The organism is Pseudomonas sp. R2-7-07, from assembly GCF_003852355.1.
Classification (GTDB): Bacteria; Pseudomonadota; Gammaproteobacteria; order Pseudomonadales; family Pseudomonadaceae; genus Aquipseudomonas.
This window is the reverse complement of the sequence record NZ_CP027759.1, coordinates 3,061,690-3,074,520: the sequence shown is the minus strand read 5'-3', so window position 1 is coordinate 3,074,520 and position 12,831 is coordinate 3,061,690. Positions and strand designations below refer to the sequence as shown.

Genomic DNA, 12,831 nt, shown 5'->3' with positions numbered 1-12,831 from the left:
TCTCGCTGGTGTTGATAAAAGACTAGGGGCGCGGCTGGGGAGACGGCTACACGGGTGGCGGGTAGGGCGTGATGCACAGGGCAGGTCGACTACCCGTCCGGGTAGGTTGGTGGGTCAATCAAGTGCGGCAACGAGGCCCAGGCGCAACGCTGCAGCCACAGCCGCTGTGCGGCTTTCTACATTGAGCTTGGTGAATACGTGTTTGAGATGGAACTTCACGGTGTTCTCGGAAATAGCCATGGCCTGGGCGATCGCCTTGTTCGATTGCCCTTCGGCAAGCAGGATCAGAATCCGGGTTTCCTTGGCGCTGAATGAGGAGCGTGGGCGAATAGGGTGCGCGCGCCATCCCCTTATGCGTGTGATAACTGCCTGCTGGTTGGCGCGGGTGGTGGGGCTCGCTTCCAGTGCAGTGAGTAAGCATGGGCCGGCCTCCAGCAGCAGCCCTGGCAACACATACGCTGGAATGGACGCCAGGACTGCATCCTGGCTGACGGCGTGGCCCTTTGCGTAGCCTGCGAGTGTCAGTAGTTGCAGGCGCCAGGCGGGCAATTGCAAGCCTTTGTCCTGCAGAGCCTTGGCCCCGGCTCGTAAACCATTGAGCGCGACGCCGGATGCGCCTGTCGCGAAGTTAAGCCTGGCCAACGCCAGCGTGGCGGCCTCCTGGTTGCGCCAGTCGTCCGGGCTCGCTGCCGCCTTTTCCAATTGGGCCGCCAGCGCCTCTTGGCGCGCCTGGGTCAATGAACCACTCTGTACCAGCGCATCGACTCGCCAGGTACGCACCAACCGGGCCAGGCGTTGCCAGTTGCGCGAGGCCGCCAATTGACTGGCGTGCTCAAGCTCCAGCAAGGCCGGTTGCAAGCCCAGGTTTCTCAACGCTATACGCCATGCGACTTCCGCAGTGACGGCTGCGATATCCAGCCAGCCATCCGTGTGCTCCAGCGACACCCAGCCATCGCGAAACCAGGGCGTTGCCTCGGTCCATAAGCCCTGCCAGTACAGATGCTGTGCCTTGAGGCAGCCCACTAGCGCTCGTACAGAACTTTCGCTGCCGAACTCCCTGTCGGCCATTGCCAACGTTTCATCGACCGTCCTGGCTGACACACGCACATCGCCCGCGATGGCCAGCACCTGTGCTTCATGCACCCTGCAATAGTGTTCGCCGCGCAAGCTGGCGACCAGGCGCATCTTCAGGTGCGCCGCGCGGATGGTCTCCAAAGCCTGCGGCAACTGCCCCTCCACTAACGCTTGCAGTGCATGCACACACGCGAGCGTAGCCTGTGCCAGCGAGCCGTCGCTTACGATGTCTGTGCAGGGATGGCGCTCAAATTGATCCACGTAGGCGTTGGCCAGTGTCTGGATTACGTGAAAGTCGCGTGCCAGGCGCGGAGCGTCCTTGATCCGACGTCGGGCTTCATCAAGCCATTGAGCAGCGAGGGCGTAGTCGCCGAGTTTGGCGTGCAAGTAGGCCTGGAGCAGGAGCAGATCGGGTTCTGTCCTGCGGGTATGTTCTTCGAACAAGTGCAGCAGGCTTTGGGCGTAGCGAATGCCGTGGTACAGCACCACCTCCCAGCCCCCTGCACGCACCAGCAAGTCGACCGCCAGCCGTGTGTCGCATGCGCCCAATGCGTGGGCGATTGCCGCTGCCCAGTGTCGTTCTTCAGCGAACCATTGCGCCGCCGCGTAATGGATAGTGCGCGCCGCCTCGGCATCGATGCTTTGCTTGAGAAAGTCCCGCAGCAGGCGATGGTGACGAAACCACTGGCGCTTGGCGTCCAGTGGCACGAGGAGGGCGTCCAGATGGGCCATCTGCATCAATAACCGTGCGCTGTCACTGCGCCCGCGCACAGCGTTGGCCAGTTCGGCATTGAAGCGTTCCAGCAGTGCCATGTCACGCAGGAGGTCCTGACATTCAGGCGACAGTCGTTGGACTACTTGCCCTGTCAGGTAGTCGGTCATGTCGGTAATGCGCCCGCTAAAATCCGCCAGGCCATACATGGATGTATCACCCTCGGCGCGCCACAGACGGGCCAGTTGCACAGCCACCGGCCACCCTTCGGTTATTTCATGAACATGTTGAAGTTCGCGAGGCGCAACCTCGGCCCCCAGGATTTCGCCGGTCTCGGCCATTGTCAGTTTCAGTGCCTGGGCGGACACCTCATGCACCCAGCCATGGGCCTTCCACTGTGCCAAGGGCCAATCCGGACGTATCCGCGCGGACACTACCCATTCCAGCCAAGGCGCGGCCTGTTCGAGCAGGGCCTGCACAAGGGGGTCAAGATCACGATTTGCAGCGGCGTGATAGTCATCGACAAACAATGTGATCTGGCGGTTCGCCCTGGCCAGTGCGTGAAGCAGGGCGGTCAGCGTGCGCTTGGGCTGTGCATCCAGTGATTGGTTGTGCGCCAGGCGTGGCAAGTGACCCAGATCGAACCCGGCGCGGTCCAGGGTAAGGATCAAATAAGACAGGAAACGATTAGGGTCCGCGTCAGCTTCGTCCAATGACAACCAGGCTACGGATGCCGGTGGAGTGCTCGCCAGCAACGCTTGTCGCCATTGCATCAAGAGTGTCGTCTTGCCGTATCCGGCCGGTGCGACCACCAACACCAACGTGCCTTTGGTGCGCATACGCAAAGTGTCGAGTAAGGCTGTGCGTGGCAAGGTTGTCAGTAACGTCAGGGGCGGCGTCAGTTTGCCCACCCAGCACCAGGCGCTGATCGAGTCGTTAGAGGACGGGGTTTTCACGGCGTTGTTCTCGTGGAGAGGGGCCCGCCTATGGTTTTATCAGCAACGTTTCCAGCGCACGGGTTGAATTATTGCTTGATGTTTAAACGTGCCGTTTAGGGGGCCAACGCCAGAGCGCGTGTGACCTTCATCCGCCCGCTAAGCCTTGTTTTTAAGCTGCGGCGGAGGCTTCAACGGCTCTTTGTAGGGATTCTCCTGGTTTTTCGTAAGTTGCTGCCGTATCAAAATCGCCCGAGGCGATAGGGCGCAATAAAGGATGTGTCGCGCTGTTCCACATCAGCTGCTGCCAACCGCCCAACCAGCTCTGCCGTCACCGCCGCCTGAGTCAACCCCAAATGCTGATGACCGAACGCAAGCAACACCTTGCCATCGCACACCCGATCAATGATCGGCAATGAGTCGGGCAGCGACGGCCGGAAACCCATCCATGGCGTGGCTTCGTCAGCATTCAACGGCTGGCGGAACAGCCCGTTGGCCAAGCGATGCAACTGCCACGCCCGCTGCATGTTCGCCGGGCGTTGCAGGCCGGCGAATTCGACGGTGCCGGCCAGGCGCAGGCCGCCGGGCATGGGGGTCATGATGAATTTGCGCTCCAGCGAGGTGACGGCGAAGGGCAGGCGCGCGTGTTCGTGGGGCAGCATCAGGTGATAGCCGCGCTCGGTGTCCAGCGGCACGCGTTTGCCGGTGAGTGCGGCGGTCAGCGCCGCCGAGTGGGCGCCGCAGGCGATCAGGACCTGGCGCGCCGTGACTGCGCCTTGGTCGGTCAGCAGTGACACGCCGCTGCCGTCCACGCGGGCGTCCAGCACGCGCTGCTGCAGGAAGTCCACGCCCAGGGCCTTGGCCGCGTCTACCAGGGCGCCAACCACCGTGTACGGGTCGAGAAAATGCCCCGTAGCGGGGAAAAACAAGCCGCCCTGTATGGCCTCGCTCAACTGCGGCGCCGCCGCGTGCACCGCTTCAGCCGACCAGAACGCCACCGGCACGCCTTGCGCCATCATGCGTTGCTGCAAGGCATCCAGCGCTGCGCGGGATTCGGCGCGCTCATACACCAGCAGCGAACCGTCTTCGCGTAATAACTGAGGTTGCCCGATGGACTGCAACAAGCGCTGCCACGCGCCGAGGCTGGCTTCGTTCAATGCACGAATGCCGGCAACGCTGCGCTGGTAGGGGGCCGGTCGCAGGTTCAGCAGCAAGCGGATAAACCAGGGCAGGCCGCGGGGCAGGTAGGTCCAGTCCAGGCGCAGCGGGCCCGTGGGGTCCAGCAGCATGGCCGGCAAGCGCTTGAGGATCGACAGGTCGGCGATGGGAAACACCTGCTCGGTCGCCAGGTGCCCGGCATTGCCATAGGAGGCGCCCAGGCCGGGCGCCTGCGCGTCGATCACCCGCACCTGGCGCCCTTGTCGCGCCAGTTGCACGGCACAGGCGAGGCCGATGATGCCGGCGCCGACCACGACGATATCCGCTGAGTTGGGCTTGGCCATCGTCTACGCCTCTCTCTGGCCGTCGAGCAAGCGGCGCAACCGCAACGGGTTGCCCTGCTGCAGCGCGGTGGGTAGCAAGGCGTCCGGGAAGTCCTGGTAGCACACTGGGCGCAGGAACCGCAGGATCGCCGCCGTACCCACCGAGGTGCTGCGCGCATCCGAGGTGGCCGGAAACGGCCCGCCATGCACCATGGCGTCGCACACTTCCACGCCTGTCGGCCAGCCGTTGACCAGCAGGCGACCGGCCTTGCGCTCCAGCACCGGCAGCAACGCCTGTGCCTGTGGCAGGTCAGGTTCATCCAGATGCAGGGTGGCGGTGAGTTGGCCTTCCAGGCGTTCAGATACCTGGCGCACCTGCTCGGCATTGCGGCATTCCACCACAAGTGAGGCCGCGCCGAAGACTTCGGCTTGCAAGTGTGGATTGCTCAGGAAGGCCTCGGCCTGGGTCACGAACAACTGGGCCTGGCCCTGGTTCGGTCCGCTCGCCGCTAAGCCCTGTGCGGCGCTTCGCGCATGCTGGGTCAGACTGGCTACGCCACGTTCGTAGGCGTGGAAGATACCGGGGGTGAGCATGGTCTGCGCCGGGCAGCGCTGGAGCGCATCGCTGGCGCTGTGGATGAAGCGCTCCAGGGCGGCGCCCTGCACGGCGATCACCAGGCCTGGGTTGGTGCAGAACTGGCCGGCGCCCTGGGTCAGTGAGGCGACAAACGCTTCGGCCAGCACCGTGCCCCGGGCTTGCAGCGCGGCTGGAAACAGGTACACCGGGTTGATCGAACTCATTTCCGCATACACCGGGATCGGCTCGGGGCGTGCCTGGGCCGCCCGGCACAACGCGATGCCGCCGCTGCGCGAACCGGTAAAGCCCACCGCCTTGATACGCGGGTCGGTCACCAGCGCGGTACCCACCTCATGCCCGGCGTCGTAGAGCAACGAAAACACCCCGTGTGGCAAGCCGCAGTGTTGCACCGCCTGGGCGATGGCGCGGCCCACCAGCTCACTGGTGCCGGGGTGGGCCGGGTGAGCCTTGACGATCACCGGGCAACCGGCAGCGAGTGCCGATGCGGTATCGCCGCCAGCCACCGAGAAAGCCAGGGGAAAGTTGCTGGCGCCAAACACCGCCACCGGGCCCAGGGGAATGTGGCGTTGGCGCAGGTCTGCGCGGGGCAAGGGCTGGCGCTCGGGTTGCGCGGGGTCCACCCGCACGTCCAGCCATTCACCCAGGCGCACGGTGCGGGCAAAGGTGCGCAACTGCCCGCAGGTGCGGCCGCGTTCGCCCAGGATTCGGGCACGGGGCAGGCCGGTTTCGGCGATGGTGCGGTCGATCAGCGCATCGCCAAGGGCTTCGATGTTGTCGGCGATGGTCTCGAGAAATGTGGCACGGGCGGCCACGGAAGTTTCGCGGTAAGCGTCAGCAGCGGACCACGCCAGCGCGCAAGCCTGTTCGACATGCTGGCTGTCGCCACCGGCATAGGCGGGCTCCAGGGGCGTGTCGGTGGCGGGGTTAACGGCCCGGATCGCTTCGCGCGTGCCGCAAAGGGATTGCTGACCGATCAGCATATTGCCCGTCAGAGTCATGGGATCATCCTGGAAAACACAAAGAGTAAGTAGGCGCGAGACATTTGTGGCGAGCAAGCTTGCTTGCGCTGGGGTGCGCAGCGCCCCCCAATAAAGGCCGGAGGCTGCTATGCAGCCAGCGGGAGCAAGCTCCCTCGCCACAAGGATCAATCGACGTTCTGCTCAGCCGACCAGTTGGCGTACCACTGGCGGAACAGCGCGTACTGCTGCTCGGCATAGCGGCGCTGCGCGTCGCTGAGCACGTCGGTTTCGTTGAAGTGCAGGGCATAACCCTGGTCACCGTTGAGGACCATCAAGTGCTTGTAATACAGCACCAGGTCGCAGCCTTCATCGAAAGACGACAGCACCGCCAGCGCCGCTTCCAGCTCCCGCGCCTGGCGACGCGCCTTGGCATCGCCCTTGGCGGCCTTTTTGCTCAATGCCACCAGTTGCAGCACTTCCCGTGGCAATGCGTTGCCGATGCCGGTGATCGCGCCGGTGGCGTTGCAATTGACGAAGCCGTGCACTACCTGGGTATCGACGCCCACCATCAGGGTCACGTCATCGTCCTGGGAGGTGATGTTTTCCGCTGCATAGCGCAGGTCGGCAGCGCCGCCGAATTCCTTGAAACCGATCAAGTTCGGGTGCTCGCGGCGCAGTTCGAAGAACAGCTCGGCGCGGGTGGCGAAACCGTAATACGGGCTGTTGTAGATCACCGCTGGCAGCTTCGGCGCCGCGTTGAGGATCGCCGCGAAGTGAGCCTTTTGTGCGGTGGCGGAGGCGCCACGGGACAGCACGCGCGGAATCACCATCAAGCCCTGCGCGCCGACCTTGGCGGCATGCGCGGCGTGGGCCACGGCCTCACGGCTGTTGACCGCGCCGGTGCCCACGATCGTTGGTACGCCGGCGGCCACCAGGCGCGCCACGCCTTCCTGGCGCTCGGCTTCGGTGAGCAGCGGCCAGTCGCCCATGGAGCCGCAATACACCACGGCGCTCATGCCGATATCGACCAGCTCGCGACCCTTGGCCACCAGGGCATCGAAGTCGGGTGTGCGCGCCGGGGTGCATGGCGTCATCAGGGCGGGCATGCAGCCGGTGAAGATGTTGTCGCTCATGGTGCTGACTCCTTGGTACTCGAGTAGGAAGAGGGGCTCAGATGCCCCAGGCAAAAGGGTCTTGCTCGTCGATCAGCAAGGTGCTGTCGGCGGTCATGTGGGCGCGGCCGGTGATGAACGGGCGTATGCGTTCGCCGTCCCATTCATAGCGGGCCTGGAACTGGCTGCCGGTGATGCTGGCCTGAACCCACGGCTCGCCGGGGCCGAGTGTGCCGTCGGCGGCCAGGCAGGCGAGCTTGGCGCTGGTGCCGGTGCCGCAAGGGGAACGGTCATAGGCCTTGCCGGGGCACATCACAAAGTTGCGGCTGTCGGCATGGGCGTCATCGGCGAACAGTTCGATGTGGTCGATCAGCGCGCCGTCTGCGCCATGGATACCCTGGGCCTCAAGGGCCTTGAGCATGGCCCAGGTGTAGTCGGTGAGGGCGTCGACGTTGCTCATCTGCAACGCCTGGCCGTGGTCGGACACCAGGAAGAACCAGTTGCCGCCCCAGGCAATATCCCCTACCACCGCGCCATGGCCGGGCACGTCCACCGCGACGTGCCGGCGATAGCGATAGGCGGGCACGTTGCGCAGGGTCACTGTGCCGTCGTCGTGCAGCGTGGCCGCCACCGGGCCAACCGGGGTGTCGAGGGTGTGTACGCCCGGCTCGATCAGCCCCAGGTAGTGCAGCGAGGCAACCAGGCCGATGGTGCCGTGGCCGCACATGCCGAGGTAGCCGGCGTTGTTGAAAAAGATCACGCCGCAGGTGGCGCCTGGGGTGACCGGCGCGCAATACAGTGCGCCCACCAACACATCGTTGCCGCGCGGTTCCAGCAGACAGGCGCGGCGCCATTGGTCGTGGTGGCTGCGCAGGTCGTCGAGTTGCTCGGCGACGGTGGCACCCGCCAGCGCCGGGAAGCCGTTCATGATCAGGCGCGTAGGTTCGCCGCCGGTGTGGGAGTCGATGACGTGCAGGCGTTTCATGCAAGGCTCCATCAGTGAGTGGCTGCAGAGAGGGGTGGGCTGTAGCGATCGTCATTGACGGCTTCGCTTTCATCGTCTTCGCTTTCCAGGCGCACCAGGTGGGCCGGTACGCCGGTGGCAGCGCCCCAGTAGTAAATGCCCAGGGCGCAGACCGCCACGACGACGGTGTCGAACGGATGGCTGATAAGGCCGATGCCGCCGAAACTGCCGAGCTTGGAGAGCAGGATAGTCACCGCATAGAAACCGATCAGCCAGGCCGACGAGCGCACCTGTTGCTTGAGGTTCAGGTGCGCGGTGGGCACCCAGCGTGCGCACAGCAGGTACACCACGAACATCAGGATCTGCAGGCCGAGCAACCACGACACCGTGCTCCAGCCCGACCAGTACACAATCAGCGCGGCGATGATGAACGACAGCGGGCCCAGTAGCGCCATGCCCTTGACCCGGAACGGCCGCGCCAACTGCGGTGCATTGCGGCGCAGCGCGGCAACGGTGACCGGGGCTACGGCGTAACTCAGGATCAGCGCGGCGGAGACCACGTTGATCAGCGCCTCCCAGGACGGGAAGGGCAGGGTCCAGAACACCGACAGGCCGAAGGTCAGCCACAGGGCCGGGCGCGGGATGCCGGATTTTTCATCGATGCGAGTGAAAATCTTGAAAAACGTGCCGGTCTGCGCCCAGCCATACACCACACGCGGGGTGGCGTTCATGTAGATATTGCCGCAGCCGCTGGGGGAGATCACCGCATCGGCCACCACCAGGTAGGCCAGCCAGCCTACGCCGAGTGCCAGGGCGATATCGCGGTAGGGCAGCGCCAATTCCTTGCTGATCCCGGCCCAGCCGTTGGCAAGCATCTCGGTGGGCACGCCACCCAGGAACGCGGTTTGCAGCAGCACGTAGATCGCCGTCGACAGCAGTACCGAAAGGATCAATGCAATCGGAATCGTACGTTGCGGGTTCTTCACTTCACTGGCCACCGAAATGATCGGCGTCAGCCCCAGGTAGGCGAAGATCACCCCGCCGGCCGACACCGCCATCTCGATGCCCGACAGCCCGAACGGCGCAAAGCCCTGCACCTGGAAATTCGCCGGCTTGAAAAACGTGAACAACACGCCGATCACCAGCAGCGGCACGATGAACTTGAACACGCTCACCAGGTTATTGGCGATGGCGAAGGTCTTCACGCTGCGGTAGTTGAGGAGGAAGAACAGGCACAGTAAGGCGAATTGCACCAGCCAGCCCAGGGTGGTGGGGTCGCTGGAGCCGGCCTTGGTCAGCTCGGGAAACCACGCCCCAGCGTATTGGCGCGAGGCGACCACCTCGATCGCCACCAGGCTGGAAAACGCGATCAGCGTGATAAACCCCATCAGGTAACCCAACAGCGGGCCATGGGAATACACCGGGTAACGCACCACGCCACCGGCACGGGGCAGGGCGGCGCCGAGTTCGCAGTACACAATGCCCAGCAGCAGCACGGCGAAGCCACCGATAAGCCAGGAGATAATCCCGGCGGGACCGGCGATTGCAGACACATGACTGGCGGCGAATAACCAACCCGAACCGAAGATGGCACCCAACCCGATAAAGGTGAGGTCCATCAATGACAGCTGTTTCTTGAACTTGCCTTGGCCTGACATAGCGGCGCCTTCTTGTGAGTTATTGGATAGGCATGCAGGGGCCCTATCGTGAGCCCGATAAACCCACGGCGATTGATGTTTTTTGTGGGGATGGATGACGAATTCAGCACAATCGCCGGCGCTCGACAGCGTCCCGGGCATGGGGCACTCTGCTCGGCGTCGGGGTCAGAAACGGGCGATGAATGTCATGGTGCAGAACATGCTTGCGAGTCTCTTGCAGGGCAGCCGCCCCCACAGCATCGAGCAACTGCTGACGGGCGCCGCGCAGCTGTTGCCGTTACTGGACGTGATCCCCAACGCGGCGATTTTCATCAAGGACATCGACGCCCGCTACGTACTCGCCAACCGCACCCTGGTGCAGCGCTGCGGCCTGCGGCACCTGCAACCGCTGCTGGGCAAGACCAGCGCCGAAGTGTTCCCCGCGCAACTGGGGCCGGGCTATACCGAGCAGGACCGACGGGTGCTGCAACAGGGTTTCGTCCTGCAAGATCAGCTTGAGCTGCACCTGTACGGCAGCCGCGAACCCGGCTGGTGCCTCACGCACAAATGGCCGCTGTACAGCGATAGCGGCACGATCATCGGCCTGGCCGGCATCTCGGTCGACCTGCAATCGGCCAGCGAAACCCACCCGGCCTACCAGCGCCTGGCGGCAGTGGACGCGCATATCCGCGCGCACTTCAACCGCCGTGTCACCCTCGGCGAGCTGACGCGCATTGCGGGCATCTCCGTGGCGCAGCTGGAGCGCTACTGCAAGCGCGTGTTCCACCTCACGCCCCGGCAGATGATCCAGAAGGTGCGGCTCGAACATGCCCACCGATTGCTGCATACCGCGCTGCCGATCACCGACGTGGCGTTGCAGTGCGGGTACACCGACCACAGCGCGTTTACCCGGCAGTTCAAGGCCTCGACGGGGTTCACGCCGAGGCAGTACCGACAGGCGACGCAAGACTTGATTTAGCTGCTATCCACTGTGGGAGGGGGCAAGCCCTAATGACGATCGTTCCCACGCTCCCGCGTGGGAATGCAGCCCGTGACGCTCTGCGTCACCTATGCGCAGTCGCTCCCAGGTGCAGCGGTCGGCGGGACGCGGAGCGTCCCAGGAGGCATTCCCACGCAGAGCGTGGGGACGATCAGCAAGCCTCCTCCCACAGTTGAATCTGCATCTCAATGCAACGAATCGACCCGCGCGTCGCTCCTATGCGTACGAGTAACCTTTCACGACCACAGGTATCAAGCTTATGACGGCGGCGGACAACGATCATGTGAATTGGCTGGTGCAAGGCTCCATGCTGCACGCGGCGCGCCAGCGGGCCAAACTCTATTCGGGGCAGGGGCGGATGTGGCAGCAGCCCTTTGCGCAAACCCGGCCGCGTGACGCGTCGGCCCTGTCATCGGTGTGGTTCACGGCGTATCCGGCATCGATCGTGACCCGCGAAGACGGCACGGTGCTGGAAGCGCTGGGCGACGAAACCCTGTGGCATGTGCTGTCGAAGATCGGCATCCAGGGCATTCACAACGGGCCGTTGAAGAAATCCGGCGGCTTGTCCGGTACCGAACATACGCCGACCATCGACGGCAATTTCGACCGCATCAGCTTCGAAATCGACCCGCAGCTGGGCACCGAGGCGCAGTTGCAGGCGCTGACACGCATGGCCGCCGCGCACAACGCGGTGATCATCGACGACGTGATCCCTTCGCATACCGGCAAAGGCGCGGATTTTCGCCTGGCGGAAATGGCTTATGAAGACTACCCCGGCCTGTATCACATGGTCGAAATCCGCGAAGAAGACTGGCCGTTGCTGCCGGATGTCGTCGAGGGCCGCGACGCGCAGAACCTGAGCCCACCGCAGGTGGATGCGCTGCGCGACAAGCACTACATCGTCGGCCAATTGCAGCGGGTGATTTTCTTCGAGCCCGGCGTCAAGGAAACCGACTGGAGCGCCACGCCGGTGGTGGTGGGCGTCGACGGCAAGCCGCGCCGCTGGGTGTACCTGCATTACTTCAAGGAAGGGCAGCCGTCGCTGAACTGGCTCGATCCCTCCTTCGCCGCCCAGCAGATGATCATCGGCGACGCGCTGCACGCTATCGACGTGATGGGCGCGAAAATCCTGCGCCTGGACGCCAACGGCTTCCTCGGCGTGGAGCGCAAGCTCGACGGCAGCGCCTGGTCGGAAAGCCATCCGCTGTCGATCACCGGCAACCAGTTACTCGGCGGGGCGATCCGCAAGGCCGGCGGTTTCAGTTTCCAGGAGCTCAACCTCACCGTGGACGACATCGCGTCCATGTCCCATGGCGGCGCCGACCTGTCCTATGACTTCATCACCCGGCCGGCCTACCAGCACGCGTTGCTGATGGGCGACACTGAATTCCTGCGCCTGATGCTGCGCCAGATGCACAGCCTCGGCATCGACCCTGGCTCGCTGATCCACGCGCTGCAAAACCACGATGAACTGACCCTGGAGCTGGTGCACTTCTGGACGTTGCATGCCCATGACAGCTTTATGTTCCAGGGCCAGACCTTCCCCGGCAACATCCTGCGCGAGCATATCCGCGAGCAGATGTACGAACGCCTGACCGGTGAACACGCGCCGTATAACCTCAAATTCGTCACCAACGGCGTGTCCTGCACCACCGCCAGCATCATTACCGCCGCTCTCGGCATTCGTGACCTGGAGGCCATCACCGCAGCCGATATTCAGCAGATTCGCCAGATCCATTTGCTGCTGGTGATGTACAACGCCATGCAGCCTGGGGTGTTTGCGCTATCGGGTTGGGACCTGGTGGGCGCGCTGCCGTTGGCCGCCGAAGAAGTCGCGCACCTGATGGCCGATGGTGACACGCGCTGGATTCATCGTGGCGCCTACGACCTGGTCGACCTCAACCCCGACGCCGAGCTGTCGGCCGGGCAGATGCCGCGTTCCAGAAGCCTGTATGGCAGCTTGAACAGCCAGTTGCAGGACCCGGACTCATTCGCCTCGCAACTGCAGAAAATCCTCGGCGTGCGCCGCGCCTACGACATCGCCGCCAGCCGCCAGATCCTGATCCCGGATGTGGAGCACCCAGGCCTGCTGATCATGGTTCACGAATTGCCGGCGGGTAAGGGCACGCAGATCACTGCGCTGAACTTCGGCGCCACGCCGATCACCGAATCCCTGCACCTGCCCAACATCGCACCGGGGCCGGTGGTGGACATCATCAATGAGCGGGTGGAAGGGGACCTGACGGAAGAGGGGACGTTCACGATTACGCTGGATGCGTATGAAGGGCTGGCGTTGCGCGTGGTGAGCAGTACGCCGATGTAAGGCTGACAGGCCGGGCTGAACGGCGCTTAACGTCGT

Annotated in this window: 8 protein-coding genes; 2 read left to right on the top strand and 6 right to left on the bottom strand. The window is 64.0% G+C overall.

Going from position 1 to position 12,831, the window contains the following annotated elements; translation table 11 throughout:
* Positions 1–114 precede the first annotated feature (114 nt).
* The 6 genes from C4J86_RS13985 to C4J86_RS13955 form a co-directional block, all read right to left on the bottom strand.
* Positions 115–2,742: a LuxR C-terminal-related transcriptional regulator gene (locus C4J86_RS13985; protein ID WP_256681350.1), complete on the bottom strand. Its 2,628-nt coding sequence runs from the start codon at positions 2,740–2,742 to the stop codon at positions 115–117.
* A gap of 221 nt (positions 2,743–2,963) precedes the next feature.
* Positions 2,964–4,223: an FAD-binding oxidoreductase gene (locus tag C4J86_RS13980; RefSeq protein WP_124370825.1), complete on the bottom strand. Its 1,260-nt coding sequence runs from the start codon at positions 4,221–4,223 to the stop codon at positions 2,964–2,966.
* A 3-nt stretch (positions 4,224–4,226) separates the two neighbouring features.
* Positions 4,227–5,798 (bottom strand): aldehyde dehydrogenase (NADP(+)), encoded by a 1,572-nt coding sequence (locus C4J86_RS13975; protein WP_124370824.1) that lies wholly within the window; start codon positions 5,796–5,798, stop codon positions 4,227–4,229.
* Between the two features lie 146 nt (positions 5,799–5,944).
* Positions 5,945–6,892, bottom strand: a complete 948-nt coding sequence (locus C4J86_RS13965) for a dihydrodipicolinate synthase family protein (RefSeq protein ID WP_124370822.1) — start codon at positions 6,890–6,892, stop codon at positions 5,945–5,947.
* 37 nt (positions 6,893–6,929) lie between these two features.
* The gene (locus C4J86_RS13960) at positions 6,930–7,856 is read right to left on the bottom strand and encodes a 4-hydroxyproline epimerase (protein WP_124370821.1); all 927 of its coding nucleotides are present in this window, start codon (positions 7,854–7,856) and stop codon (positions 6,930–6,932) included.
* A gap of 11 nt (positions 7,857–7,867) precedes the next feature.
* On the bottom strand, positions 7,868–9,493 hold the full coding sequence (locus C4J86_RS13955) for an APC family permease (protein WP_124370820.1): 1,626 nt from the start codon (positions 9,491–9,493) through the stop codon (positions 7,868–7,870).
* Positions 9,494–9,680: 187 nt separating this feature from the next.
* Between C4J86_RS13955 and C4J86_RS13950 the strand changes: the two genes are divergently transcribed.
* Both C4J86_RS13950 and treS read left to right on the top strand, forming a co-directional pair.
* Positions 9,681–10,451: an AraC family transcriptional regulator gene (locus C4J86_RS13950; RefSeq protein ID WP_124372431.1), complete on the top strand. Its 771-nt coding sequence runs from the start codon at positions 9,681–9,683 to the stop codon at positions 10,449–10,451.
* Positions 10,452–10,731: 280 nt separating this feature from the next.
* On the top strand, positions 10,732–12,795 hold the full coding sequence (gene treS, locus C4J86_RS13945) for a maltose alpha-D-glucosyltransferase (RefSeq protein WP_124370819.1): 2,064 nt from the start codon (positions 10,732–10,734) through the stop codon (positions 12,793–12,795).
* Positions 12,796–12,831: the final 36 nt, after the last annotated feature.